Origin of the sequence: Micrococcus sp. KBS0714 (assembly GCF_002008305.4) — a bacterium.
GTDB classification, from domain to species: Bacteria; Actinomycetota; Actinomycetes; order Actinomycetales; family Micrococcaceae; genus Micrococcus; species Micrococcus luteus.
In genome coordinates this window covers 126,161-151,990 of the sequence record NZ_CP042169.1, presented here as the reverse complement: position 1 = coordinate 151,990, position 25,830 = coordinate 126,161, and the positions used below count along the sequence as shown (strand labels likewise).

Here is a 25,830-nt window from a genome sequence, read left to right as displayed (position 1 = left end):
CATGCGCGCCGAGCAGGTCACCGATCCCATCGCCTACCACGGCGAGGGCCCCGTCTGGGCCGCCTCCTGGGGCGCCGCCGCCGAGGGCGTGACCGCCGGCGGCGGCCTGCGCTGGGTGGACATGCTCGCCGGGGACGTCCTGTCCCTGCGCGCCGACGGGACGGTGGACCGCACGCACGTCGGCGACGTGGCCGCCGCGCTGCGCCCGCGTGCCGGGGGCGGCGCCGTCGTCGCGGTGGAGCGGGGCTTCGCCCTGATCTCGCCCGAGGGCGAGCTGACGACGCTGCCCGAGCTGTGGGGCGCGGACGCCGGGATCCGCATGAACGAGGGCGGCTGCGACCCGGACGGCCGGTTCCACTGCGGCACCATGGCGTACGCCAAGACCCCCGGCGCCGCGAACCTCTACCGGCTCGCCCCCGGACCCGACGGCGGCGCCGGCGAGGTGGACGTCGTGCTGACCGGCGCGACGACGTCCAACGGCCTGGAGTGGAGCCCGGACGGCACGCTGGCCTACTACAACGACACCCCCACGCGGCAGGTGGCCGTGTTCGACTACTCCCGCGAGGAGGGCCTGACGAATCGGCGCGTGCTCGTGGACGTGCTCGACGGGGAGGGCAAGCCGGACGGACTCACCGTGGACGCCGAGGGCGGGATCTGGGTGGCCGTGATCAGCCACGGGCAGATCCACCGGTACACGCCCGAGGGGACGCTCGACGAGGTGGTCGAGGTGCCCGTGCAGAAGACCACGGCGTGCACCTTCGGCGGCGACGACCTCGGCACCCTCTACATCACCACCTCCTGGGAGAACCTGGAGCGCGGCGAGGACCCGCTGGCCGGGGCCCTGTTCGCCGTCCGCCCGGGGGTGACGGGCCTGCCGGCCCGCCCCTTCGCGGGCTGACGCCGTCACGCCGCACGTCGTCGACGCCACCCTGCGCGGTCCTGCGCCGTCTTGCGCCGCGAGCCAGACGAATCTGCGGTCCAGAGGCTCGTTTCAGCGCGGAATCGTCTGGCTCGCGCCGGACTCAGGGGACGGCCGCGTGCTGCCGGATCCACGCGTGCATCGCGATGCCGGCGGCCACGCCCGCGTTGATCGAACGGGTGGAGCCGTACTGCGCGATGGACAACACCGCGCTCGACGCCGCTCGCACCTCCGCCGAGAGCCCCGGCCCCTCCTGCCCGAAGACGAGCACGCAGGCACGCGGGAAGTCGAAGGTCTCCACCGGCACCGACTCGGGGAACAGGTCCACGCCGAGCACGGGCAGCCCCTCCCCCGCCGCCCACTCCGTGAACGCCGCCACCGTCTCGTGGTGGCGCACGTGCAGGTAGCGGTCGGTGACCATGGCGCCGCGCCGGTTCCAGCGGCGCCGCCCGATGATGTGCACCCCGGCGGCGTTGAACGCGTTGGCGGTGCGCACGACGGTGCCGATGTTCAGGTCGTGCTGCCAGTTCTCGATGGCCACGTGGAACGGGTGGCGCCGCGCGTCGAGGTCCGCGACGATCGCCTCGAGGCTCCAGTAGCGGTAGTGGTCGAGGACGTTGCGGCGGTCGCCGTGCGCGAGCAGCTCCGGGTCGTAGCGGGGGTCCTCCGGCCACGGGCCGGTCCACGGGCCGACGCCGACCTCGCGGGGCGCGGCGCCGTCCTCGGCCGGCGCGGGCTCGCTCAGCGGCCGGCCTCGGACCGGTCGACGGCGGCCCAGGCGGCCCCGGCGGACACCGCGGCCACGGAGAGCACCGCCGGCCACGCACCGATCTTCTTGGCCAGCGGGTGGGAGGCGCCGAAGCCGCCGAGGTACAGGGCGGCCAGGCCACCGGCGACGGCGGGCCCACGCTTGGCCAGCCACGTGCGCCCGGCGTACAGGCCGGCGGCGGCCAGCACGACGCCGCCGAGCGGGCGGATGCCGGTCTCACGGGCGGTCAGGTAGCCGCCGATCAGACCGAATGCGGTGACCGGGGCCGTGGAGACGGCGTGGGCGGGGAGCAGGGTCTTGCCGTCGCGGACGACGGGCGGGGCATGGCGCGGAGTCTTCATGGCGCCACCGTAGCGCGCGCATCCTGGAATACGCCGGGGGCCACCGTCGGGGAGAATGTCCTGGTGAGCATGATCGACAACGCCGTGTACGTGGACGGGCGGCGCGTCCACGCCCCCTCCACCCTCGAGGACACCTGGGAGGAGTGCGAGCGCACCGGCGGCATGGCCTGGCTGGGCCTGTACCGCCCGGACGTGGCCGAGCTCCAAGCGGTCGCGGAGGAGCTGCGCCTGCACCCGCTCGCCGTCGAGGACGCCCTCGCCGGAGGCGAGCGCGCCAAGCTGGACCGCTACGGCGAGGACTCGTTCATGGTCCTGCACCCGGCCCGCTACATCGACCGCACCGAGACCGTGGAGTTCGGCGAGCTGAGCGTCTTCACCGGCGAGCACTACGTGGTGACGGTGCGCCACGCGGAGGAGCCGGACCTGGCCGCCGTGCGTCGGTCCCTGGAGACGGAGGGCCGCGAGCGTCTCGCGATGGGGCCGTGGCAGGTCACCCTGGAAATCCTGGACCGGGTCGTGGACGACTACTTCCCGGTGGCCGACGGCCTCGAACAGGACATCGCGGAGATCGAGGACCAGGTCTTCGCCGGCGACGGGCACGTCTCCCGGCGCATCTACGAGCTCTCCCGCGAGGTGCTGAACTTCCAGCACGCCATCCGCGCGCTGCCGTCCATCGTGGAGCAGCTCCAGGAGGAGGTGCGCACCCGCCTGCACGAGGACACCCGCCGCCTCGACGCCGACGGCCTGCCCCGGCGCGACGACGCCCACGCCTGGGAGGACGAGGAGCTCAGCGAGCAGGCGCGTCTCGAGGTGGAGAACCTGCGCCGCCTGCGCGACGTCCACGACCACGCCGTCCAGATCAACGAGCGCGTGATGACCATGCGCCAGATGCTCAACAGCGCCCTCGAGCTGGACTCGACGCTGGCCTCGAAGCGGCTGGCCGAGCAGTCGATCGCCCAGAACGAGCAGGTCAAGCAGATCTCGTCCTGGGCGGCGATCATCTTCGCGCCGCAGCTGGTGGGCTCGGTGTACGGCATGAACTTCGACGGCATGCCCGAGCTGCACTGGGCGTTCGGCTATCCGTTCGCCCTGGGACTCATGCTGGCGGTGGCCCTCACGCTGTTCGTGCTGTTCAAGCGCGCGGACTGGCTCTAGGCGGGCGGCGCGCGGGGCCGTCCGAGGCTCAGTCGAGGCCGAGCTCGTCCTTGCCGAACGCGTACAGGTACGGCACCCCCGCTTCCTCGGCCACGCGTTCGGCGGCGCCGGTCGCACGGTCCACGATCACGGCCACGGCCTGGACGTCGCCGCCGGCGTTGCGCACGCCCTCGACGGCGGTCAGCGCGGAGCCGCCCGTCGTCGAGGTGTCCTCCAGCACGACGACGCGGCGACCGTCCACGCCCGGGCCCTCCACCTGCCGGCCCATGCCGTACGACTTCTGCGCCTTGCGCACCACGAAGGCGTCGAGCGCGCGGCCTGCGGCGCCGGCCTGGTGCATCATCGCGGTGGCCACGGGGTCCGCACCCATGGTCAGCCCGCCCACCGCGTCGCACCCGATCCCGTTCTCCTCGAGCAGGCGCAGCATCACGCGGCCGATCAGCGGGGCGGCCTCGTGGTGCAGGGTGACCCGACGCAGGTCCACGTAGTAGTCCGCCTCCTTGCCGGAGGACAGGGTCACCCGGCCGTGCACCACAGCCAGATCCTGGATGAGCTGCTTGAGCCGCTCGCGGTCCTGCTCGGGCGTGGGGACGGTGGGGGTCTGCGCGTCGGTCATGCCGCCCATGCTAGTGCGGGCCCGACCGCCCCTGCCGCTTCCGTCCCGGACTGGCTAGGCTCAGGCCATGAGCGAGATCCAGCACGACGACGCCGTCCAGCATCCCTCCGGCCTGCCCCTGGCGCACTGGCTCACCCTCACCGAGGGCCTGATCGCGGCGCGCGTGGCCGAGAGCCTCGAGGAGCACGGCCTCACCCGCGCCCAGTGGCAGCTGCTGAACACCCTCACGGTGGCCCCGCAGTCCCGCGCCGAGCTCGAGGCCGGCTTCGAGGAGGAGCAGCGCGGCGCGGTGTCCGGTCAGATCGAGGAGCTGGTCGAGTCCCGCTGGGTGACGGTCGAGGGCGACCTCTACACCCTCACCGCCACGGGCCGCACCGCGGGCGCCCGCGTCGGCGAGGCGGTCGAGGCCCTGCGTGCCGAGGCGACGGCGGACGTCCCGCGGGACCAGATCGACGACGCCGTCCGCGTCCTGCGCCGCATCGCCCGCAACCTGGGGCACCCGGACGCGTGAGCCGTCGTCGCCGACCGACCCTGTCCCCGTGCGCGGGGCCGGTCCTACGCTGACCGGCATGCGTGAACTCCAGCAGCGGATCATCGCCCAGCAGGGCGTCCTCCCCGAGATCGACCCGGCGGCCGAAGTCGAACGGCGCGTGGCCTTCCTCGCCGACTACCTCGCGGCCACGGGCGCGTCCGGCTTCGTCCTGGGCATCTCCGGCGGCGTGGACTCCACGGTGGGTGGCCGGCTGGCCCAGCTCGCCGTCGAGCGTCGCCGCGCCCAGCTCGGCGTCACGGACGCCGTCGCCCTGGGCGGCCCCGACACCACTCCGCCGGGTGAGGCGGGGGTGGGCGCCGACGTCGTGCCCTCCCGCGAGAACCCCCGGTTCACCGCCGTGCGCCTGCCCTACAAGGTGCAGCACGACGAGGCGGATGCCCGGGCGGCCATGGACTTCGTGGGTGCGGATCAGGACGTCACCCTGAACATCGCGGAGGCCGTGCAGGGTCTGGCCGCCGCCTTCGCTGAGGCCGTGGGGGAGCCGATCTCGGACTACAACCAGGGCAACGTGAAGGCCCGCATCCGCATGACGGCCCAGTACGCGGTGGCCGGCGCCCACGGGCAGCTGGTGATCGGCACGGACCACGCGGCCGAGGCCGTCACCGGGTTCTACACGAAGTTCGGCGACGGCGGCGCGGACGTCCTGCCGCTGGCCGGCCTGAACAAGCGGCAGGTGCGGGCGCTGGGCCGCGAACTCGGAGCCCCCGAGCCCCTGTGGAACAAGGTGCCCACCGCGGACCTGCTGGACGGCACGCCGGGCCAGACGGACGAGGCCGAACTCGGGATGACGTACGAGGACATCGACGACTACCTCGAGGGCAAGGACGTCCCGACCGAGGTCGCGGAGAAGCTCGAGGGCATCTGGCTCCGCAGCCGCCACAAGCGCACCACGCCGGTGACGATCCACGACGACTGGTGGCGCTGAGGCGCCGATCCCACGGTGTCCGCGCCCTTCGATAGCCTGGCCGGGTGAAGATCGCCACCTGGAACGTCAACTCCCTCCGTGCCCGCGCCGACCGCGTCGAGGCCTTCCTCGAGCGCCATGACATCGACGTCCTGGCCATCCAGGAGACCAAGTGCCGGGACGAGAACTTCCCGTGGGAGCTCTTCGAGCGCGCCGGCTACGAGGTGGTCCACAACGGCACCTCGCAGTGGAACGGCGTGGCCATCGCCTCCCGCGTCGGCCTGAGCGACGTGCAGCGCGGCTTCCCCGGCCAGCCGCACTTCGGCAAGGGCGGCGTGGACCCGCAGGAGGAGTCCCGTGCCATCGGGGCGACCGTGGGCGCCGAGGCGGCCGACGGCGTCGCCCCGGTGCGCCTGTGGAGCCTCTACGTGCCCAACGGGCGCGGCCTGGAGAACGAGCACATGGGCTACAAGCTCGAGTGGCTGCGCGTGCTCCAGGAGCACGCGGCCGCTCGCCTCGCCGAGGACCCGGACACCCGGCTCGCCCTGACCGGCGACTGGAACATCGCTCCGCAGGACGAGGACGTGTGGGACATCGAGCTGTTCCAGCGCGAGGGCTACACGCACGTCTCCCCGCCCGAGCGCGCGGCGTTCCGCGCGTTCGAGGACGCCGGGCTGGTGGACGTGGTGCGCCCGCGCCACCCCGGCCCCGGCGTGTACACGTACTGGGACTACACGGGCCTGGCCTTCCCCAAGAAGAAGGGCATGCGCATCGACTTCCAGCTGTGCTCCCCCGCCCTCGCACGGACGGTCACGGACGCCTGGATCGACCGCGAGGAGCGCAAGGGCAAGGGCGCCTCGGACCACGCGCCCGTGGTCGTCGAGCTGGGCTGAACCACGGACGAGCCCGCGATGACCCACGACGACGGCGGCCCGCCCCCGGGTGTCGCGCGCGGCACCGCGCACCTGCGCGTCTTCCAGCCGCTGGCCGCGTTCCCGGACGCGGTCCAGGCGCGGCTGATCGCCGGCGGCCACCGCACCCGTGCCGAGGTGGAGGCCGAGGCGGCGGAGCGGGCCCGGCGTCGCCTGGCCCGGCCCGTGGCCGACCCGTTCCCGGAGCCCGGTGAGGACGACCTCGTGCGGGTCCTCCAGGACGAGCACCGCTCCGCCTTCTACTGCCCGGACGAGCGGGGCCTGCGCGCCGAGATGGCCGCAGCCATGCTCGAGGAGACGATGCTGCCGCGGCTGCACTCGGCCGCCATCCCGCCGGCGGCGCGCGCCATGAACCGCGGCCGCGCGCTCGTGGCGCTCGAGGACGAGTGGGGCCTCTCCCCCGACCCGGACGCGGCGGTCGAGGACCCGCAGGACGAGGACGGTGCGCCGGAGCACCACCGCGTGCAGACGCGCACGGCCACGTGGGGTGTGCCGCACGGCTGGCTCACGGTGTTCGACCCCGAGGAGCCCGTGCAGCGCCTCGTGGACGGCGAGCGCACGGCGTACCGGCGCGCGCCGATCGTGGCCGCCCGGGAGCGGGCCGGGCACGCGGCGGCGGTGCTCGCGCGCCACGCCCCGGACGCGGAGCTGATCGGCGAGCTCACGGTGATGGTGGAGTGGCTCGGCGCGTTCCACCCCGACTCGTGGGTCGAGCTGGACTACGGCGGCCTCACGCGGCACGTGTGGCCGGACGACTCCGTCTTCGACCTGTGGACGCTCATCGACGCCCTCGAGGAGGGCGACGAGGCGACCGCCGGCGTCGCGCAGGAACGGCTGAACCGTCGCTGGGCCACCGTCGGGATGCTGGCCCGGCTGACCTGAGCCGGCCCGGCGCACCGGGGTGGGGCTGCCCCGGGCGCCCGAGACGCACACCACGCCGCCGACGCCGCCCACGCGGGGCGCGCGGCCCCGGCGTCGGGCCTAGGGTGGATCCCATGACCACGCAGCGCCTGAGCACCCCGCCCTCGGAAGCCCGGAACCGACCCGTCACCCCGTGGTGGGTGGACGCCGTGATCTACCAGGTGTACCCGCGCTCCTTCGCGGACGCGGACGGGGATGGCATGGGCGACCTGCGCGGCGTCACCTCGCGCCTCGACTACCTGGCCCAGCTCGGCGTGGACGCGATCTGGCTCTCGCCCTTCTACCTCTCCCCGCAGCACGACGCCGGCTACGACGTCGCGGACTACCGCGCCGTGGACCCGCGGTTCGGCACGCTCGCGGACGCGGACGAGATGATCGCCGCCGCGCACGAGGCCGGCATCCGCGTGGTCGTGGACCTCGTGCCGAACCACACCTCGTCCGAGCACGCGTGGTTCCAGGCCGCCCTGGCCGCCGGCCCCGGCTCCCCCGAGCGCGCCCGCTACCACTTCGCCGAGGGCCGCGGCGAGCACGGCGAGCTGCCCCCCAACAACTGGGAGTCCACGTTCGGCGGCGGGGCCTGGACCCGCGTGACCGAGGCGGACGGCACCCCGGGCCAGTGGTACCTGCACCTGTTCGACACCACGCAGCCGGACCTGAACTGGGAGAACGAGGAGGTGCGTGAGGAGTTCCGCTCCATCCTGCGGTTCTGGCTGGACCGCGGCGTGGACGGCTTCCGGGTGGACGTGGCCCACGGGCTCATCAAGCAGCCCGGCTACCCGGACGCCGAGCACTCCCGCATGGGCATGGTCACGGACGCGGGCGAGGACGCCGACCCCACGTTCGACCCGGACACCTTCGAGCCGCTCACCCCGTTCATGGACCAGGACCGCGTCCACGAGGTCTACCGGGACTGGCGGCGGGTCCTGGACTCCTACGACCACGAGCCGATGATGGTGGCCGAGGCGTGGGTGGCCCCGCTCTCGCGGATGTTCCGGTACGTCCGCCCCGGCGAGATGCACCAGACCTTCAACTTCACCTACCTCATGGCCGGCTGGGACGCCGCCTCGCTGACCCACGCGATCGACCGGTCCTTCGAGCAGGCCGGCCGGGTCGGCGCCCCGAACACCTGGGTGCTCTCGAACCACGACACGGTGCGCCACGCCTCCCGCTACGGCCTCGCCGACCCGAGCTCCTACCCCGCCGGCATCACGGCCGAGGACGAGCAGCCAGACGAGGCGGTCGGTCGCCGTCGGGCCCGCGCCGCCGCGATGGTGGAGCTGGGCCTGCCCGGCTCCGCGTACATCTACCAGGGCGACGAGCTGGGCCTGCCCGAGCACACCACCCTCGCCGCCGAGCACCGCCAGGACCCGTACTTCTTCCGCACGGACGGCAAGGAGCCCGGCCGCGACGGCTGCCGCATCCCTCTGCCGTGGGCCGCCGACGAGCCGTCCTACGGCTTCTCGACCCCCGCGGACGACGACGGCCCCGCGTCCGCCGCCGAGGGCGTCGCCGCGCCGTGGCTGCCCCAGCCCGCGTCCTTCCGAGCGCTGGCGGCGGACCGGCAGGTCGGCGTCGAGGGCTCCGTGTTCGAGCTGTACCGGCGTCTGCTGCAGATCCGCGGCGAGCTCGACCTGGGCACGGGCACGTTCGCGTGGTCCGAGCACCACGACCCCACACGCGGCGTGCTGGCGTTCACGGTCACCTCGGGCGGTGGCCGGCACCTGGGCTCGGGCGAGCCGATCCCGGCGCGCACCGTGCTCGTGATGGCGAACCTGTCGACCGAGCCCGTCGACCTGCCCGCGAACCATTCCCGGGCCCTGTTCTCCCTCGAGGAGGCGGAGGCCGTGCAGGACGGGCGGCTCGCGCACGACGCCGCCGCGTGGCTGCTCATGGACTGAGCCCGGCGCGCCCCGGGACCCGCCGGGGCGCCACGGACCTTCCGCGGGGAATCCGCGGTGGGCGAGGTCACATCATCCGGCCTGGCCGGACGAACGCGACGTAACGTCCACGATGACTTGCATCACACCGGACAAAGTGGCATGAACGCTGTATCACGAGTCACCATGGCGTGTCCTGATCCACCCCCCCTTCGAGCGGAGACTTCACGTGAGCACCTCCCCCTCCGGCTCCCGCGTCGCCGAGACCGGCGCGGCCACCGCGGACCGCGGGCAGCTGCACCGCGGCCTGAGCCAGCGGCACATCATGTTCATCGCCCTGGGCACGGCGGTGGGCACCGGCCTCTTCTACGGCTCGGCCGGCGGCATCCAGGCCGCCGGGCCGGGCGTGATCCTGTCCTTCCTCGTCGCGGGCGCCGCCGTGTTCCTCGTGATGCGCGCCCTCGGCGAGATGACGCTCCGGGAGCCCGTCTCCGGGTCCTTCGCCGCCTACGCCTCCCGTTATCTCGGCCCCTTCGCCGGCTACGTGACCGGCTGGACCTTCGTCTTCGAGCTGGCCGTCGTGATCGTCGCGGACACCGCCGCCATCACCACGTACATGGCGTTCTGGTTCCCGGGGGTCCCGGCCTGGGCCTGGGTCGCGGCCACGATCCTCGTGGTCGGCCTGATCAACTTCACGCACGTCGGCAACTTCGGTGAGGCCGAGTTCTGGCTGACGCTCGTGAAGGTCGGGGCCATCGTGGCGATGATCTTCGGCGGTGTGATCCTGCTCTTCACCGGCGCCTCCACCGCGGACGGCACCCAGGCCAGCCTGGCGAACCTCGTGGACCACGGCGGATTCCTGCCGCACGGCATCCTGGGCGTGCTGACCGCGCTCACCATCGTGACGTTCTCCTTCGGCGGCATCGAGACCCTCGGCGTGGCCGCGGGCGAGGCCAAGAACCCGGAGAAGGTGCTGCCCAAGGCCATCAACACGGTGCCGATCCGCATCCTGTTGTTCTACGTGCTGACGATGGCGGTCATCATGGCCCTCGTCCCCTGGAACCAGGTGGACGGCAAGGCCAGCCCGTTCGTGCAGATCTTCGAGGGCCTCGGCGTCCCCTTCGCCCCGCACCTGCTGAACTTCGTGGTGCTCACCGCCGCCGTCTCCGCGATCAACGCCTGCATCTACGCGTCCGGTCGCCTGCTCTACGCGATGGCCCACGACGGCCAGGCACCCCGGGCCTTCACCCACACCAACCGCGGCGGCGTGCCGTGGCTGTCCGTGGCCGTGATGCTGGGCGTGATGGTGCTCGGCGCGGTGCTGATCACCGTGGACCCGAACGCCTTCAGCCTGGTGGCCGGCGTCGCCTCGTTCGCCGTGGTGCTGACCTGGGCCATGATCTTCCTGTCCCACCGCGCCATGCGCAGGCGCGTCGCGGAGCAGGGCGCGGAGCCGTCCCCCTTCCCCATGCCGCTGGGCGGCGTCGGCACCTACCTGGGCCTGGCGTTCGTGGCCACCGTGGTGATCACCATGGCCACCATCCCGGATTCGCGCCAGGCGCTCATCATCGGTCTCGTGTGGGTCGCGGTCCTGACCCTCGCCTGGTTCGTCACGGGCACCCGCACGTCGGCCGCGGCCCACGACCGCACCGGCACCCTGCCGGTGGTCCGCACCCGCCAGTCCCACGAGGACTGACCCCCACGACGACGACGGCCCCTGTCCCGCGCGGGACAGGGGCCGTTCTCGTCGGGGCCGGGAGGTCGCCCGGTAGGCCGGACGTCAGTGCTCGTGGCGGCGCAGCCGGGGGCGGCGGGGCCCCTCTGAGGCCGGGACGCCGGCGGCCGCATCGGCGATCCGCTGCTGGTGGTCCCGGCTGAGCGAGGCCCACCACTGCGAGGCCGCCACGGGGCCGGCGTCGACCACCTCGTCGTCGTCGGACTCGAGGCCCAGGCGGTCCTTGATGGAGGCCAGCATGGCCTGGCGGCGCACCGCCTCCACCCGCGCCACGGAGTAGCCGAGCGAGCGGAACGTGGCCAGGCAGATCAGCAGCATCAGCACGGAGAACGGCAGGCCGATGGTGATGGCCAGGACCTGGATCGCGGACAGGCCGCCCGCGGCCAGCAGTGCCGCGGCCATGAGCGAGGTGGCGATGGCGAAGAAGATCTTCACCGTGGCCTTCGGGTTCACGTCGCCGCCGGTGGCGAGCATGCCCATCACGAGCGAGCCCGAGTCGGCGGAGGTGATGAAGAAGATGCCCGAGAGGATGATGGCGCCGACCACGAGCATCATGCCCGCGGGCAGCTGCTCGAGCACCTGGAACAGCGCGGTGTTCGAGTCGATGGCGCCGTCCGCGCCCACCACGGAGGTGTACCCGGCCGGGCGGGTGGTCTCGAGGAAGATCGCGGTGCCGCCCAGGATGCCGAACCAGACCACGCAGACCAGGGTGGGCACCAGCAGCACGCCGGCGATGAACTCGCGCACGGTGCGACCGCGCGAGATGCGGGCGATGAAGATGCCGACGAACGGCGTCCAGGACATCCACCAGCCCCAGTAGTACGCGCTCCAGCCAGCCTGCCACGCGTCGCCCTCGGCGCCATAGAACGCGGAGACGTTGAGCGAGTTCGCGAAGAAGTACTGCATGTAAGAGCCGAGGGACTGCACCATCTCCTTGAACAGGAACGCGGTGGGCCCCACGATCGCGATGAACAGCAGCAGGCCGGCGGCCAGGATCAGGTTGGTGTTGGACAGCCACTTCATGCCGCGCTCCACGCCGGAGACCACGGTGTAGAGCACCACGCAGGTGACCGCGCCGATCATGACGTACTCGAGCCAGGGGCTGTCCTCGGGCACGATGCCCAGCGCACGCAGGCCCGCGGACATCTGGGTGACGCCGAGGCCCAGCGAGGTGGCCACGCCGAAGACGGTGCCGATGAGGGCGATGTTGTCGATCAGGTGGCCCCAGCCGCCGCGCACGCGGCGCTCGCCGATCAGCGGCTCGAAGGCCCAGCGCAGCGCGAGGGGACGGCCACGCCGGTGGATGGCCAGCGCGACCGCCACGCCCACCACCGCGTAGATCGCCCAGGGCTGCAGGCCCCAGTGCAGGAACGTGGTGGCCAGCGCCGACTGGGCGGCCTCCGCCTGGGTGGGGTTGGCGGCCGCCAGGTCGGGCCGCGGCGAGGTGAAGTGCATGAGCGGCTCGGTCATGCCGAAGAACACGAGGCCGATGCCCATGCCCGCCGCGAAGAGCAGGGAGAACCAGGACAGCGTGGAGAACTCGGGCTTCTCATCGGGCTTGCCCAGGGTGATGTCGCCCTTGCGGGAGAACGCGAGGTAGCCGCAGAACAGCACGAAGAACAGGGCGACGAGGGCGTACCACCACGAGAAGTTCGTGATGATGGCCTGCTGGACCAGGCCGATGCCCACGGTCATCTGCGCGGGGGCGAGCAGCGTGGCCCCCACGAAGGAGAGCACGATGACTGCAGAGGGCCAGAACACCCACGGCAACAGGACGCGGTCGCGGCCGGCCGCGGCGGAGGTGGCAGGGGCGACGCCGGCGTCGGGGGCGGTCGCCGAGGACGGATGGTTCCCGGGTTGCTCGGGGATCATGGGCTCGGTCGAGGGCGGTGTCGGATCGCTCATCCTCCCGACCCTACGTGGTCCCGCACGCCGGCTCCCCGCCTGAGACGCGGCCGAGTGGACGGTCTCACCCGGCCGGGTGACCGCGCCCACGGCCCCGGCGCGGGCGCCCCCTGGTGACGCGTGGGCGGCCTCACTAGGGTGTGGGGCACCACGACGACGGCGGCGCCGGACGGACCCGCCCGTGAGAGGAAGGACCCGCACCATGACCGACGTCCCCTTCGAGGACCGCGAGGACGAACGAGAGCTCGAGACGGACCTGCTCGCCGATCCCAACGCCGCCGGCGACCCCGAGCCGGAGGACGGCCGCGACGGCCAGCCCGTGCGCGGCGGCTCGGACGACCCGCAGCACTGGGCCGGGGAGGGACGTGCCCCGGACTCCCTGCGCAATGCGGAGTCCGCCGCCATGCACATCGAGGAGGACGCCCAGGACCGCACGCGTGCGGACGAGGGCGACGTCGAGATCCTGTGAACGCCCCTCAGCCCCGGTCGGGGACGAGGCCGGTGCGCAGGAGGGTGAGTGCCTCGTCCTGCCCGAGGAGCGGCTGACGCATCTCGTCGCGGAGGAAGTCGAGCATCGCCGCGGCCAGCGCCGGCTCTTCGGAGGCGATCGCGTCCGTCGCGATCGCGGCGTGGAAGTCGAGGGCGAACGCGGCCGTGGCGGTCTCGGCGATGCAGCTGTGGGTGGAGACGCCGCACAGCAGGAGCCGATCCACCCCGCGGCCCCGCAGCTCGGCCGCCAGTCCCGTGCCGTGGAAGGCGGAGTCCCGGGTCTTCACGACCTCGACGGCGTCCGGGGCGGCCGCCGCGACCCCGTCGAGCAGAGCCGCCTGCCGGGTGCCCGGGAAGGCGAAGCCCTCGCCGTCGGCCAGCATGTTCAACGTCCACGTGGAGCGGTCCCGCGCGTGCTCGGTCCGCACCAGGAAGACGGGACGGCCGGCCTCGCGCGCGGTCCGGAGCAGTTCCACGACCGCCGCCGTCAGCTCGGCCTGCTGGGCAGCCAGCGCGGGATGCTCGAAGTAGCTGTGCTGGACGTCGATCACCACGAGCGCGGTCTCGCCGCCGGTCGCGCGGGCGGAGGGGGAATCGGGCATCGAACCAGTGTGCCCACCGCGTCGCCGCCTGTCAGTGGCTCGTCGCCCCGGACGACGAAGGCCCCCCGCGTCTGCGGGGGGCCTTCTCGAAGTGGTGGCTCCGACCGGCGTCGATCCGGTGACCTTACGATTTTCAGTCGTACGCTCTACCAACTGAGCTACAGAGCCCGGCGACCTTCGTCACCAGGACCATGCGTCACCGGACTCCGTTTCCGAATGCCGGTGATCGGACGATCCGAGCGACCCTGACGGGACTTGAACCCGCGACCTCCGCCGTGACAGGGCGGCGCGCTAACCAACTGCGCTACAGGGCCATGTTCTGTTGTTCTCGCCGCTTTCGCAACGAGTGGAAACTCTAGCAGAGCCTCCGAGCGTCGTGCAAATCCACGCTCCATGTGCCGTTCCGGCTGCCGAAGGCGGCTGTTCTGCGTACCCCCAACGGGATTCGAACCCGTGTCGCCGCCGTGAAAGGGCGGTGTCCTAGGCCTCTAGACGATAGGGGCAGGTCCGGTGTCGAGATTCCCGAGGTGGACCCTGGGAGTCTATGGTGGCCGCAGACCCTCCGGCAAGTCCGGCCGCCGGCCGGCCGCCCTCCGCGCCGCGGAGCCCCGCACACCCAGGAGCCGCCGTGGACCACCGCCCGTCGCCCGAGCAGCCCGCCGCCACGTGGATGAGCGAGCAGGAGTTCGACGACGCCGTCTCCGCGGCCCTCACCCGCATCCCGGACGAGCTGGCACGGCTGCTGACGAACGTCGTCGTGGTGGTGGAGGACGAGTACGAGCCGCAGCGCTGGGAGGACCCGGCCACCGAGCTGTTCGGCCTCTACGAGGGCGTGCCGCTGACCGAGCGCGCCGAGTTCGCGTGGCAGATGCCGGACCGGATCGTGGTGTTCCGCGGCCCGCTCACCCGCCACTGCACCTCCCGCGCCGAGCTCGAGGACGAGATCACCGTCACCGTCATGCACGAGGTGGGGCATTTCTTCGGCATCTCCGAGGAGCGCCTCCACGAGCTCGGCTGGGGCTGAGCGCCGGTCAGGACCCCGACTGGTCCTGGACCGGGCCGAACGAGGCGCGGCGGCCGAGGCGGACGTCCTCGCGGAACGGGACGACGAGCACCGGACCCTTCGCGTGGTCCGCGACGCCGCGGCTGGTGGAGCCGACGATCGCACCGGCGAAGCCGCCCAGACCGCGCGTGCCCACCACGGTGAGGCGGGCGGTGGCGGTCTGGTCCACCAACACGTCCACGGGGGTGCCGTCCACGAGCTCGGTGAGGACCTCGAGACCGGGGAACTCGGAGCTGATCCACGCGGCGCCGGCCTCGAGACGCTCCCGCAGCTCCCGCTCGCGGGCCTCCTCGTCCAGGCTGACCGCCAGCCACGCGGCATTCGCGCCCAGGGGCGGGACGGCGCACACGAGCTTCAGCGGGGCCTGGCGGAGGCGGGCCTCCTCAGCGGCCTCGAGAGCGGCGGCACGGCCCTGCTCGGAACCGTCGACGCCCACCACGACGGCGGTCCTGTCCCCCGCGCGGCTGGCCTCGACCCCGGCGGGGATGATGGCGACCGGGCAGTGCGCGTGGCCGGGCAGCGCGGCGGCCACCGAGCCGAGCAGGCGGCCCATGAAGCCGCCGCGGCCGCGCGCGCCCGAGACGAGCAGGGAGGCCTCGGCGGAGAGCTCCACGAGGACGCCGGCCGCGTCCCCGATCTCCACACGCAGCTCCGGACGCACCCCGTCGGCGTCGAGCTTGCCGGCGACCTCCTCCAGGAGGGCCTGCACGCCCTCGCGGAGACGGGAGTCGTCCAGGACGGCGCCGCTGGCGTCCGCGCCGTAACCCCAGTACGCGGGGATCGAGTAGGCGGTGACGAGGGTCAGCGGCTCGCCGCGCAGGCCGGCCTCGCGCTGGGCCCAGCGGGCGGCGGAGACGGACTGGTCGGAGCCGTCCACACCCACCAGGACGCCGAGCGGTGCGTCCTCACGGCGGGTGGCGGCGGGCTGGGTCTGGGCGGACATGGCGACCTCCTCGAGTCGGACTCGACGGGCCCCGGGCGGACCCGGCCGAGTGCCTCCAGTCTACGCCTCGGGGCCCGGGACGAGTCCCGTGATCCCGGGCGCGACGCCCGCGGGGAAGCCGCGTGGATCCTCCGCGAGCCGGGCCGGGAAGGCGTCCATGCGCAGGGCACGGGCCAGGCGGTCGCGGGGGTCGGAGCCGGGCGGGGCGTCCGCGGCGGGGCGGGCCACGGGGGCGTCCGAGGCCGCCACGATGACGTTGCCGCGGCGCCGCCCCTTGAGCATGGGCGGATCCGCGATCACCTCGACGTGCTCGAACGCGGCGACGACGGCGGCCACGTCCGCCCGCACCGACGTCAGGTCCGGCCCGCCGCCCACGTTGAGCACGTACAGCCCGCCGGGGGCGAGGACCCGCGCGGCGGCGCGGGCCGCGTCCAGGCCGGTGAGGCCCGGCGGGGTGATGTGGCGGGCGCCCGTCAGGTCCGTGGGGTCCGGGGCGAAGACGTCGCGGATGATCAGGTCGCGGCTGGCCGGGTGGGCCGTGGCCAGGACCTCGGCGGCGTCGGCCACGCGGATGCGCAGGGCCGGGGCGCGGGGCAGGCCGAAGCGCTCACGCGCGAGGGCGGCCAGGCCGGCGTCGATCTCCACCGCGGTCTGATGGGAGCCGGGGTGCGCGTGGTCCACCCAGCGGGCGAGGGCGCAGCCCGCGCCGCCCAGGTGCAGGGCCCGCAGCGGCGTGGGCTCCGGCCAGTGCGCGCGGACGGCCGCGACGGCCCAGCGCATGTACTCGAAGCCCATCCGCTCGGGGTGGTCGGGGTCCAGCGGGGAGGACTCGACCCCGTTGACGTACAGCACGAACGCGCCGGGCTCGTACGGGTCCTCGCGGATCTCCGCGGTGCCGTGGCTGATCTCGTGGACGCCGGGGACGATCCCCTCCGGCTCCGCGGCCCGGCCGCGCCGGGCGGCCGACCCCCGCGACGACGAGGACGCCGCCGACGACCGACCCGACGACCGACCCGACCGCCGGCTCACGCCCCCACGCCTTCGTTCGGGAAACGGGAGCCTCCAGAGGCGCCTTCGTTCGGGGAACGGGAGGTCCCCCGACCGCTTCCGTTCGAGGAACGGGAGCCCGACGCCCGCCCGGAGCGAGTCCGCCGCTCAGCCACGACGCACCATCAACTGCTCGTGCAAGCCCGCCCACGGCCCGGTCATGGGCTCGGGCCCACCCTCGGGCGCGAAGCCGTGCTTCGCGTAGAAGGCCACCGCGCGCGGATTCTCGGCGAGCACGCGCAGGACCGCCGGACGCTTCCCGACGACGGCGTCCAGCAGGAGCGCACCCAGGCCCGTGCCGTACGCCTCAGCCAGGACGTAGAGCGCCATGAGCTCGAGGTCGGGCAGGCCCCCGCCCTGGCTGCGCCGCGGGCCCGCGAGCGCCATGCCGAGCAGCCGGCCGCCGTCGTCGGCGACCCACAGCTCCCGGTCCGAGCCGACCAGCGCGGCCCACCCCGGGACCTGCTCCGGCACGCCCGCGTCCACGGCGTCCAGGTGCGCGGCGGGCAGCAGCCCGCCGTAGGCCTCGCGCCAGGCCTGTGCCTTGACGCGCAGCAGGGGCTCGACGTCGTCGGACGTGGCCGGTCGCACGGTGACGGCCATGGCGGACCTCCTGGGCATGTGGGGCTCCCGTTCCTCGAACGAAAGCGGTCGGGGGACCTCCCGTTCCTCGAACGAAGGTGCCTCCCGAGGCTCCCGTTTCTCGAACGGAAGTGGGGGTGGGCGGGGGTGGGGGGCTGGGGGTCAGCCGGGATCAGCGGGCGTCCGCCGCGTCCCCGTTCCCGTCCTCGGCGAGCGCCGCCTCGAGGCGCTCGAGCTTGCCGTCCAGCTCGCCCGAGTGGCCGGGGCGGATGTCCGCCTTGAGCACGAGCGAGACCCGGGAGCCGTACGAGGAGACCGCGTCCACGGCGCCGCGCACGACCTCCATCACCTCGTCCCAGTCGCCCTCGATCTCCGTGAACATCGAGGAGGTGCGGTGGGGCAGGCCGGAGGCGCGGACCACGGCGACGGCGGCGGCCACCGCCCGGTGCACGGAGGCGGTGTCCGCGTCCCCGGGCAGGTGGGCGGAGTCGGCGGGCTGGCCGGAGGGAGCGACGGAGAAGGCGACGATCATGGCACCAGTGTGCCCGCTGCGCCGCCCGTGGTCACCGGCCAGGGCCGGCCGAGTCGGAGCCCACCCGGCCGGCCACCCGGTCAGCCCCCGATCAGCGGCTGCAGGGCCTTCCACAGCTCGTTCACGCCGATCGCCACGAACACGGCGGCCGTCAGGCCCAGCAGCGTGTTGCGGATCCAGCCGTTGCGGAACTGGGCCGGCACCTCCTTCTTGTTGTTCAGGAACAGCAGCGTCACGGCCAGGAACGGCATGAACAAGGCGCCGAGCGTGCCGTAGAGCAGGATCAGGAAGATCGGGCGATCCAGGAACAGCAGGGTCATCGGCGGGAAGGTCAGCCACAGCAGGAAGAAGCGGCCCGGCTTCGAGGCCAGCGAGGGGGCGTCGTCCTGGTCGAGCTCGTCCGCGGGGCGGCGGAAGTTCGTCCAGAAGTCCGCGAACATCAGGGAGACGCCGTGCCACACGCCCAGAAGCGAGGAGAAGGACGCGGCGAAGAAGCCCACCAGGAACACCACGGAGTACGCCTGGCCGTAGCGCTCGGCGAGCACGTTGCCGACGTCGAGCAGGCCGCGGTCACCGGAGGAGATCGCCAGGCCGGCCGAGTGGAGCAGCTCGACGCCCATGATCATGGTGGCGATCACGAAGATGCCGGTGAGGATGTACGACGTCGCGTTGTCGAACTTCATCACCCGCATGTACTTCGGGACGTTCCAGCCCTTCTCCCGCAGCCAGTAGGCGTACGCGCCGAGGGTGATGGTGCCGCCCACGCCGCCGGCCAGGCCGAGCACGTAGAACATGACGTCCGGGTCGCCGGACGGGATGCGCGGGACCAGGCCGGCGAGGATGTCGCCCACGTTGGGGGCGGTGAGCGCCGCGGAGAGCAGGACGGTCAGGAACATGACGCCGATCAGCACCGCCATGAGCTTCTCGATCAGCCCGTACCGGTTCAGCCACACCAGGCCCAGGCCCACGAGGCCCAGGCCGATCGCGTAGACCTTCATGTCCACGCCCGGGAACAGCGCGGCCAGGGGCAGCGCGGCCGAGCTCATGGCGGTGGCGCCGTACACGAAGCCCCAGATCAGGATGTAGGGGCCGAAGTACCAGGAGGTCCAGGAGCCCAGCGAGCGCCAGCCCTGGAAGATCGTCTTGCCGGTGGACAGGTACCAGCGGCCCACGCCCTCCACGAGCACGATCTTGAAGATCACGCCCAGGATCACGGCCCACAGGAGCATGTAGCCGTAGCGGGAGCCGGCGGTGAGGGTGGCCACGAGGTCCGCGGCGCCCACGCCCGTGGCGGCCGCCACGATGCCGGGTCCCAGCGAGTTCCACTTCGGCCGGATGGGGGTCTCGTTGAGCTCGGCGTCCGTGAACCCGATGATGTCGGGGTTGTGCACGGGGCGGCCGCGGTCGGCTCTCGTTGCCATGGGAGGGTCCTTAATGCTTGACGGGGCGAGTGCAGTCATGTGTATTACGCGCGTGAGAGACACGCCTCACTCACGTCGATCCGCGTCGGCCGGGACGGGCCCCGACGCCGCGGCCTCGGTACCGTGAACGACGAGCCCCGTCCTCCACCGGAAGGTCCGCCATGCCCCAGGGAATCTTCGTCTCCACCACGTCCACCGGCGCCGGCAAGTCCCTCGTCAGCCTGGGCCTGGCCGACTCGCTGTACCGGCGCTCCGGCACGGTGGGCTACTTCCGCCCCGTGGTGCCCGGCGACGACGTGGAGACCGACCCCATGGTGCTGCTGATGCGCGAGCAGTACGGCCTCTCCCCGGAGCAGGCCCGCGGCGGCCTCACCGCGGCCGAGGCCCGCACCCTCATGGCCGAGGGCCGCGGCGACGAGGTCCAGCAGCGCTGCGTGGAGCAGTACGACGCCATGCGGGCGGCGGGCGGCGTCGTGGTGGTGGAGGGCACCGACCTGATCAGCCCGGACCCGGCCGCCGACCTCGACCTCAACGCCCAGCTCGCCCGCAACCTCGGCACCCCCGTGGTCGCCGTGGTCTCCGGCGCGGACCTGACACCCGAGCAGGCGGCCGACGTCGTGGACCTGGCCCGGCGCACCCTCGACGACGCCGGCGTCGAGCTGCTGGCCGTCATGGTCAACCGCGCGGACCCCCGTGACCTCGACGCCGTCGGCGCGGCCGTGCGCCCCGGCCGCCACGCCTGGCCCGTGTACGTGCTGCCCGAGCTGACCGAGCTCGCGCACCCCTCGGTGGCCGAGGTGGCGGACGCGCTCGGGCTCGAGCAGATGGCCGGGCAGGAGACGCTGGACCGCGACGTCGCCGAGGTCAAGGCCGTCTCCATGGAGGGCGGCAACTTCCTCGAGGTCCTGCGCGAGGGCGCGCTCGTGATCGTCTCCGGCGACCGCTCCGACGCGATCCTGGCCACCGTGGCCTCCTCGCTGACCCCGGACTTCCCCACCCCCTCCGGCATGATCCTCACCAACGGCATCCTCCCGAACCGCCAGCTCCAGCGGCTCTACCTGGGCGCGGCCTTCCCCGTGTTCGTCACCCACGACGACACGTTCACCACCGCCGCGAAGGTCTCCCGGGTGCGCTCCGAGCTCTCCAGCGCCCAGCCCCGCAAGACCGCCGCCGCCCTGGGCACCTGGCACCAGCGCGTGGACGGGGACGAGCTGCTGGCCCGCTTCGACCTGCCACGCACCGACGTCGTCACCCCTCTGCGCTTCCTGCACGAGCTGATCTCCCGCGCCCGCGCGGACCGCCGCCGGATCGTGCTGCCCGAGGGCGAGGATGCCCGCGTGCTGCGCGCCGCCGAGATCCTCCAGCGCCGCGACGTCTGCGACCTCGTGGTGCTCGGCCCGGCCGCCGCCGTGCGGGAGCTGGCCTCCCGCGAGGGCGTGGACCTGAGCGGGATCGAGCTCGTGGACCCCGCCGACTCCCCGGACCTGGAGCGCTACGCGCAGGAGTACGCCCGGCTGCGCGCCCACAAGGGCGTGGACGCCGAGCGCGCCCGCGAGGTCATGCAGGAGGGCGCCTACTTCGGCACGATGATGGTCCACCTGGGCGACGTGGACGGCATGGTCTCCGGCGCCGCCCACACCACCGCCAACACCATCCGCCCCGCGCTGGAGTTCGTGAAGACGAAGCCGGGCGTCTCGATCGTCTCATCGGTGTTCTTCATGCTGCTGCCGGACCGCGCCCTCGTGTACGGCGACTGCGCCGTGAACCCGGACCCGGACGCGCAGCAGCTCGCGGACATCGCCGTGGCGTCCGCGGCCACCGCCGCCCAGTTCGGGGTGGACCCGCGCGTCGCCATGCTCTCCTACTCCACGGGCGCCTCCGGCTCCGGGCAGTCCGTGGACAAGGTCCGCGCCGCCACGGAGCTCGTGAGGGAGCGTGCCCCCGAGCTGAAGGTGGAGGGCCCGCTGCAGTACGACGCCGCCGTCAACGCCTCCGTCGCGGCCTCGAAGATGCCCGGCTCCGAGGTGGCCGGCCAGGCCACCGTGTTCGTGTTCCCGGACCTGAACACCGGCAACAACACCTACAAGGCCGTCCAGCAGTCCTCCGGGGCGGTCGCCGTCGGGCCCGTGCTGCAGGGCCTGAACAAGCCCGTCAACGACCTCTCCCGCGGCACCACCGTGGAGGACATCGTCAACACCGTCGCCATCACCGCCATCCAGGCCCAGGCCCAGGGCTGACGCCCCGGAAGGAGTCCCCCGTGCTCGTCCTTGTCATCAACTCCGGCTCGTCGTCCCTGAAGTACCAGCTCCGTGAGCTGGCCGACGACGGCACGGACGCCCCGGTGCCCGTCCTCGCCCAGGGCCTGGTGGAGCGCATCGGCGTCCCCGGCTCCGGCGTGCCGGACCACGCCGCCGCCCTCGAGCAGGTGGAGGCCGAGCTGGCCGAGGCGACCGGCGGGCGCACCATCGACGCCGCCGGCCACCGCGTGGTCCACGGCGGCGAGCGGTTCACCGCCCCGGCCCGGGTGACCAACGAGGTGATCCGCGCGATCGAGCGCCTCGCCCCGCTGGCCCCGCTGCACAACCCCGCCGCCGCCCAGGGGCTGCGCGCCATGGCCGAGCGCTGGCCGGACATGCCCCAGGTGGTCGTGTTCGACACCTCGTTCCACCAGACCATGCCCCGCGAGGCCTGGCAGTACGCCCTGCCGGACGAGGTCTACACGGAGCACGGCATCCGCCGCTACGGCTTCCACGGCACCAGCGACGACCTCGTCACCGGCCTCGCCGCGGAGCATCTGGGCATCCCGCGGGGGGAGTTCCGGGCCGTGGTGCTGCACCTGGGCAACGGCGCCTCCGCCACCGCCATCCGCGACGGCGTCTCCGTGGACACCTCCATGGGCTACACCCCGCTGGCCGGCCTGGTGATGGGCACCCGCTCCGGCGACCTGGACCCCTCCGTGGTCACCCACCTCATGCGGAACCACGGCTACGACGCCGAGGAGCTGGACACCCTCATGAACAGGCGCTCGGGCCTGCTGGGCCTGGCCGGGGAGGCGGACATGCGCCAGGTGCTGGAGAACGCCGCCTCCGGGGACGGCCGCGCCCGCAACGCCCTGGACGTGGCCTCCTACCGGCTGGCCAAGTACGTGGGCGGCTACCACGTGGCCGTGGGCGGGGCGCAGGCGATCGTGTTCACCGCCGGGATCGGCGAGAACTCGGCTCCGTTCCGGGCGCGCGTGCTCGACCGGCTCGAGGCGCTCGGGGTGGCCTACGACGCCGAGGCCAACCGCGCCCGCGTGGCCGGGCCCCACACGATCTCCGCGCCGGAGTCGGCGATCCCGGTCCTCGTGGTCCCCACGGACGAGGAGCAGGCGATCGCCCGCTTGACGTGGGAGCTCGCCCGCTGAGCACCGCGCCCGACCGTCCGACCGACGCCCAGCGACATCGCCGCCGGTCCGCCCGGCAGTGATGTCGCTGCGGCTCGGTCGACACGAACGGGGCGCTTCTGCACCCGACCGTCCGGCCCGGTCAGCGCTCAGACGTGGGTGCCGTCCGCCTCCACCGCGATCCCCAGCTCGTTGCCCGGGATCGAGGCGAGCAGCCGCCGCGTGTACGGGTGTCGGGGGTTGGTGAAGACCTCCTCGGAGCTGGCCGCCTCCACCACCCGGCCGTCCTTCATGACGCACACGTAGTCGGAGATGAGCCGCACCACCGCCAGGTCGTGCGAGATGAACAGGTAGCTCCTCAGCCCCAGCTCGTCCTGCAGGCGGCGCAGCAGCGTGAGGATCTGGTCCTGCACGAGCACGTCCAGCGCGGAGACCGGCTCGTCGCACACGATCAGCTCCGGGTTCAGCGCGAGCGCCCGGGCGATCGCCACGCGCTGGCGCTGCCCGCCCGAGAGCTCGGCGGGGTACCGGCGGTGGAAGTGCGAGGGCAGGGCCACCTGGTCCATGAGCTCGAGCACACGTGCCCGCCGCTGCGTGGCGTTGCCCCGCCGGTACGTCTGCAGCGGCTCCTCGATGATCCGGCCCACCGTGAACGAGGGGTTGAGCGAGGAGAAGGGGTCCTGGAACACGGCCTGCACGCGCTGCCGGAAGTCCTTGAGCCCCTCCCCCTTCAGCGCCAGCACGTCCCTGCCCTCGAAGCTGATCTCGCCCGAGGTCGGCTCGATCAGCTTGAGCAGCATGCGCGCCGTCGTCGGCGCCCTCAGGCCCCGGTGGGCATCCGCTCCCGACGCGCGGCGGCCCGCTCGCGGACCCAGCGCAGCACGTCCTCCGGACGGTTGGTGGTGAGCTCCTGCACCCCCTGGGCGAGGAGAGAATCGGCGTCCTCGCGCTCGTCGACGGTCCACACGCGCAGCCGCCGCCCCGCCGCCAGCCACGCCTTCACGTCCGCCAGGTGCTCCCGCACGTAGGCCACGGAGGGCCCCGCCATCCCGGCCCGGCCGCGCCAGACGAGCGCCTCGGACCCGGCCAGCGACTGACGCGCCGCCGCACGCACCGCCGCCCGGCTCAGCGGCCCCCGCGCGAGCCGGGTCGGCAGCTCCGTCGGCATGAGGTCCATCAGGGGGCAGAGGGGGTCCGTGCCGGCCAGCGGCGCCACGTGGCGCAGCGCGTCCGGATGGAAGCTCATGAGGGACACCTGCACCTGACCCAGTCGGCCGGTCTCCGGGTCCCAACCGGCCCGCAGCAGCTCCCGCAGCACCCGCTCCTCGAGCTCATGCCCGAACGGGGAGGGGTGCTTGAGCTCCACGGCCAGGCGCAGCGGCCGGTCCGCGGCCGCCGCGATCGCCAGGAGGTCGGCCAGGGTGAGCACCTGCTCCCCCGCGCCGCCGTACACGGCGGGCGGCGCCGTCGTCGTGGCGGGCTCGGCCCCCGGACGCCGGGCGTGCCACGAGACGACGTCGAGGCCGCGCAGACGATCCAGCGTGTGGTCCGCGACGGCGCCGCGCCCGTCCGAGGTGCGGTCCACGGTGGGGTCGTGCCAGCAGACGACCTCGCGGTCCCGCGTGAGCTGGACGTCGCATTCGAGACCGTCCGCGCCCACGGCGAGGGCGTGGAGCATGGCGGCGCGGGTGTGCTCGGGGAAGGCGGCGGAGGCACCGCGGTGGGCGATCACGAGAGCGGGCACGCGGCCAGGCTAGGGAGCGCGAGTGCCGGCCACGTCACCGCAGGGTGCCCGGCTGGTTAACTGGTGGGGACCATTCGGTGCGCGCGATCAGGAGCCTCCCGTGTCCCTCTCCCCCGACCCCGCCCAGCAGCTGCTCAGCGCCGGCGCCCTCGAACGCGCGGCGGGCCTGCGGCGCATGAAGGCCGTCGCCCTGGGGCTGCTCATCCTGCTGGCCGTGGTGTTCGTGGTCGCGTTCCCGTTGCAGGACACCCACCCGGTGTGGGGCTACGTGCGCGCCGCCGCGGAGGGCGGCATGGTCGGCGCACTGGCGGACTGGTTCGCGGTCACGGCGCTGTTCCGCCACCCGATGGGTGTGCCCGTGCCGCACACCGCCCTGATCCCGCGGAAGAAGGACCAGCTCGGCGCCGCGCTGACCGAGTTCGTGCAGGAGAACTTCCTGGACTCGGAGGTCGCCCACGAGAAGGTCGACGGACTGAAGGTGGCCGAGGCCGCCGGCGGCTGGCTGCGCCGTGAGGAGAACGCGGCTCGCACCGCCCGGGAGATCGCGACGGCGGCCCGGGGCGCCATGGCCGCGGCCGACGACGACGCCGTCCAGGAGCTGCTGCGCCAGCTGATGGAACGCCACATGGTGGCCCCGGACTGGTCCCCCACGCTCGCAGGCGTGCTGGAGGACGTGGTGGCCGGACGGCACCACGAGCGCGTGGTGGACCTCGTGGTCGCCCACACCGGGGACTGGGTGGCCGCCCACCCCGAGCTGTTCGTCGAGACGGTGCGCCGTCGCTCCCCCGAGTGGAGCCCGGACCTCGTGGACCGCCTCCTCGCCGAGAGACTGCACGCCGAGACCCTCAAGTATCTCGCCGGCATCCGCCGCGACCGGGAGCACGAGGCCCGCCGCGCCGTCGACGACTGGCTCGACCGCCTCGCCGACGAGATGCGGAACGAGCCCGCCACCCGCGCCTCGGTGGAACGGTTCAAGCGGAACCTTTTCGCGGACGAACGGCTGCGCGCGTGGGCCGGGCGGGCCTGGGTCTCCCTGCGGGACTCGCTCCTGGACGCGCTCGAGGACCCGTCCTCCGACCTGCATCGCGCGCTCGTGGCCGCCCTGCGCGACCTCGGCGCCCGCCTGCAGGAGGACCCCGAGCTGCGCGACCGCGTGGACGGCCACGCCCGCCGCGCCGCGGCGTATGCGCTGAGCTCCTACGGCCCGGCGCTCACCGGGGTGATCGAGGAGACGGTCGCCCGCTGGGACGGCGAGCAGACCGCGCGCACCCTCGAGCTGTTCGTGGGCAAGGACCTGCAGTTCATCCGCATCAACGGCTCGGTCGTCGGCGCGCTCGCGGGCCTGGCGATCCACGGGGTGGCCACGCTGTTCCTCTGAGCCGCCGCGCCCGCCCC

At 73.3% G+C, this 25,830-nt stretch carries 24 protein-coding genes, 3 tRNA genes and 1 pseudogene; 13 read left to right on the top strand and 15 right to left on the bottom strand.

Translation table 11 applies throughout. The features are described 5' to 3' along the window. Position 1: 1 nt before the first annotated feature. The gene (locus B1A86_RS00715) at positions 2-898 is read left to right on the top strand and encodes an SMP-30/gluconolactonase/LRE family protein (protein ID WP_078025971.1); all 897 of its coding nucleotides are present in this window, start codon (positions 2-4) and stop codon (positions 896-898) included. A gap of 124 nt (positions 899-1,022) precedes the next feature. On the opposite strand, the gene B1A86_RS00710 is transcribed toward B1A86_RS00715, so the two are convergent. Both B1A86_RS00710 and B1A86_RS00705 read right to left on the bottom strand, forming a co-directional pair. After that, the gene (locus B1A86_RS00710; protein WP_240739702.1) at positions 1,023-1,664 is read right to left on the bottom strand and encodes an RNA methyltransferase; all 642 of its coding nucleotides are present in this window, start codon (positions 1,662-1,664) and stop codon (positions 1,023-1,025) included. Beyond that, positions 1,661-2,029 carry a hypothetical protein gene (locus B1A86_RS00705; RefSeq protein ID WP_020626754.1) on the bottom strand — a complete coding sequence of 123 codons (369 nt, stop codon included), beginning with the start codon at positions 2,027-2,029 and terminating at the stop codon, positions 1,661-1,663. Before B1A86_RS00705 ends, B1A86_RS00710 begins: the two co-directional genes overlap by 4 nt. 69 nt (positions 2,030-2,098) lie before the next feature. Between B1A86_RS00705 and B1A86_RS00700 the strand changes: the two genes are divergently transcribed. Next, positions 2,099-3,184, top strand: coding sequence for a magnesium and cobalt transport protein CorA (locus B1A86_RS00700; RefSeq protein WP_069941098.1), 1,086 nt, complete (start codon positions 2,099-2,101; stop codon positions 3,182-3,184). Between the two features lie 28 nt (positions 3,185-3,212). Here B1A86_RS00700 and pyrE read toward each other — a convergent pair whose 3' ends face one another. Then, positions 3,213-3,809 carry an orotate phosphoribosyltransferase gene (pyrE, locus tag B1A86_RS00695; protein ID WP_041103612.1) on the bottom strand — a complete coding sequence of 199 codons (597 nt, stop codon included), beginning with the start codon at positions 3,807-3,809 and terminating at the stop codon, positions 3,213-3,215. A gap of 58 nt (positions 3,810-3,867) precedes the next feature. On the opposite strand from pyrE, the gene B1A86_RS00690 reads away from it, so the two are divergent. From B1A86_RS00690 to B1A86_RS00665, 6 genes are all read left to right on the top strand, one after another. Beyond that, positions 3,868-4,311, top strand: a complete 444-nt coding sequence (locus tag B1A86_RS00690) for a MarR family winged helix-turn-helix transcriptional regulator (RefSeq protein WP_049147820.1) — start codon at positions 3,868-3,870, stop codon at positions 4,309-4,311. 58 nt (positions 4,312-4,369) lie between these two features. Beyond that, positions 4,370-5,278, top strand: coding sequence for an ammonia-dependent NAD(+) synthetase (gene nadE, locus B1A86_RS00685; RefSeq protein ID WP_069941066.1), 909 nt, complete (start codon positions 4,370-4,372; stop codon positions 5,276-5,278). Positions 5,279-5,322: 44 nt separating this feature from the next. Continuing rightward, the gene (locus tag B1A86_RS00680) at positions 5,323-6,150 is read left to right on the top strand and encodes an exodeoxyribonuclease III (RefSeq protein WP_049147818.1); all 828 of its coding nucleotides are present in this window, start codon (positions 5,323-5,325) and stop codon (positions 6,148-6,150) included. An 18-nt stretch (positions 6,151-6,168) separates the two neighbouring features. Continuing rightward, the gene (locus B1A86_RS00675) at positions 6,169-7,071 is read left to right on the top strand and encodes a hypothetical protein (protein ID WP_069941067.1); all 903 of its coding nucleotides are present in this window, start codon (positions 6,169-6,171) and stop codon (positions 7,069-7,071) included. A 113-nt stretch (positions 7,072-7,184) separates the two neighbouring features. Then, on the top strand, positions 7,185-9,008 hold the full coding sequence (locus tag B1A86_RS00670) for an alpha-amylase family glycosyl hydrolase (RefSeq protein WP_036383521.1): 1,824 nt from the start codon (positions 7,185-7,187) through the stop codon (positions 9,006-9,008). Between the two features lie 208 nt (positions 9,009-9,216). Then, positions 9,217-10,683, top strand: coding sequence for an amino acid permease (locus tag B1A86_RS00665; protein ID WP_036383523.1), 1,467 nt, complete (start codon positions 9,217-9,219; stop codon positions 10,681-10,683). An 84-nt stretch (positions 10,684-10,767) separates the two neighbouring features. Here the strand turns inward: B1A86_RS00665 and B1A86_RS00660 are convergent, their stop codons facing one another. Beyond that, positions 10,768-12,627, bottom strand: a complete 1,860-nt coding sequence (locus tag B1A86_RS00660) for a BCCT family transporter (RefSeq protein WP_073116245.1) — start codon at positions 12,625-12,627, stop codon at positions 10,768-10,770. Between the two features lie 202 nt (positions 12,628-12,829). On the opposite strand from B1A86_RS00660, the gene B1A86_RS00655 reads away from it, so the two are divergent. Beyond that, positions 12,830-13,096, top strand: a complete 267-nt coding sequence (locus tag B1A86_RS00655; protein ID WP_002856131.1) for a hypothetical protein — start codon at positions 12,830-12,832, stop codon at positions 13,094-13,096. A gap of 7 nt (positions 13,097-13,103) precedes the next feature. Here B1A86_RS00655 and B1A86_RS00650 read toward each other — a convergent pair whose 3' ends face one another. The 4 genes from B1A86_RS00650 to B1A86_RS00635 form a co-directional block, all read right to left on the bottom strand. After that, complete coding sequence (locus B1A86_RS00650) at positions 13,104-13,718, bottom strand: cysteine hydrolase family protein (RefSeq protein WP_041103605.1); 615 nt, start codon at positions 13,716-13,718, stop codon at positions 13,104-13,106. Positions 13,719-13,810: 92 nt separating this feature from the next. After that, positions 13,811-13,886, bottom strand: a tRNA-Phe gene (locus B1A86_RS00645). 72 nt (positions 13,887-13,958) lie between these two features. Next, a tRNA-Asp gene (locus B1A86_RS00640) sits at positions 13,959-14,032 on the bottom strand. A gap of 116 nt (positions 14,033-14,148) precedes the next feature. Continuing rightward, a tRNA-Glu gene (locus tag B1A86_RS00635) sits at positions 14,149-14,221 on the bottom strand. 125 nt (positions 14,222-14,346) lie between these two features. Between B1A86_RS00635 and B1A86_RS00630 the strand changes: the two genes are divergently transcribed. After that, positions 14,347-14,742 carry a metallopeptidase family protein gene (locus tag B1A86_RS00630; RefSeq protein WP_002856128.1) on the top strand — a complete coding sequence of 132 codons (396 nt, stop codon included), beginning with the start codon at positions 14,347-14,349 and terminating at the stop codon, positions 14,740-14,742. 7 nt (positions 14,743-14,749) lie between these two features. Here B1A86_RS00630 and B1A86_RS00625 read toward each other — a convergent pair whose 3' ends face one another. The 5 genes from B1A86_RS00625 to B1A86_RS00605 all read right to left on the bottom strand — a co-directional run bounded on the left by B1A86_RS00625 (position 14,750) and on the right by B1A86_RS00605 (position 19,306). After that, positions 14,750-15,724: a universal stress protein gene (locus tag B1A86_RS00625; protein WP_070708964.1), complete on the bottom strand. Its 975-nt coding sequence runs from the start codon at positions 15,722-15,724 to the stop codon at positions 14,750-14,752. A 60-nt stretch (positions 15,725-15,784) separates the two neighbouring features. Then, complete coding sequence (locus B1A86_RS00620) at positions 15,785-16,753, bottom strand: spermidine synthase (protein ID WP_020625367.1); 969 nt, start codon at positions 16,751-16,753, stop codon at positions 15,785-15,787. Positions 16,754-16,879: 126 nt separating this feature from the next. Beyond that, the gene (locus tag B1A86_RS00615) at positions 16,880-17,374 is read right to left on the bottom strand and encodes a GNAT family N-acetyltransferase (RefSeq protein ID WP_020625366.1); all 495 of its coding nucleotides are present in this window, start codon (positions 17,372-17,374) and stop codon (positions 16,880-16,882) included. 151 nt (positions 17,375-17,525) lie between these two features. Continuing rightward, positions 17,526-17,885: a thiamine-binding protein gene (locus tag B1A86_RS00610; protein ID WP_020625365.1), complete on the bottom strand. Its 360-nt coding sequence runs from the start codon at positions 17,883-17,885 to the stop codon at positions 17,526-17,528. Between the two features lie 80 nt (positions 17,886-17,965). Continuing rightward, positions 17,966-19,306: an Nramp family divalent metal transporter gene (locus B1A86_RS00605; RefSeq protein WP_041103600.1), complete on the bottom strand. Its 1,341-nt coding sequence runs from the start codon at positions 19,304-19,306 to the stop codon at positions 17,966-17,968. 161 nt (positions 19,307-19,467) lie between these two features. Between B1A86_RS00605 and pta the strand changes: the two genes are divergently transcribed. Both pta and B1A86_RS00595 read left to right on the top strand, forming a co-directional pair. Beyond that, positions 19,468-21,543, top strand: coding sequence for a phosphate acetyltransferase (pta, locus tag B1A86_RS00600; RefSeq protein ID WP_020625363.1), 2,076 nt, complete (start codon positions 19,468-19,470; stop codon positions 21,541-21,543). A gap of 20 nt (positions 21,544-21,563) precedes the next feature. After that, positions 21,564-22,712 (top strand): acetate/propionate family kinase, encoded by a 1,149-nt coding sequence (locus tag B1A86_RS00595; protein ID WP_078025972.1) that lies wholly within the window; start codon positions 21,564-21,566, stop codon positions 22,710-22,712. A 128-nt stretch (positions 22,713-22,840) separates the two neighbouring features. Here B1A86_RS00595 and B1A86_RS00590 read toward each other — a convergent pair. Together B1A86_RS00590 and B1A86_RS00585 are read right to left on the bottom strand one after the other, a co-directional pair. Continuing rightward, positions 22,841-23,503: pseudogene (locus B1A86_RS00590) on the bottom strand (ATP-binding cassette domain-containing protein); the annotation flags it as partial. Positions 23,504-23,511: 8 nt separating this feature from the next. Next, a complete protein-coding gene (locus tag B1A86_RS00585; RefSeq protein WP_078025973.1) occupies positions 23,512-24,435 on the bottom strand; it encodes a glycerophosphodiester phosphodiesterase family protein in 924 nt (307 codons plus the stop codon). 100 nt (positions 24,436-24,535) lie between these two features. On the opposite strand from B1A86_RS00585, the gene B1A86_RS00580 reads away from it, so the two are divergent. Continuing rightward, positions 24,536-25,813 carry a DUF445 domain-containing protein gene (locus B1A86_RS00580; protein WP_065572808.1) on the top strand — a complete coding sequence of 426 codons (1,278 nt, stop codon included), beginning with the start codon at positions 24,536-24,538 and terminating at the stop codon, positions 25,811-25,813. Positions 25,814-25,830 lie beyond the last annotated feature (17 nt).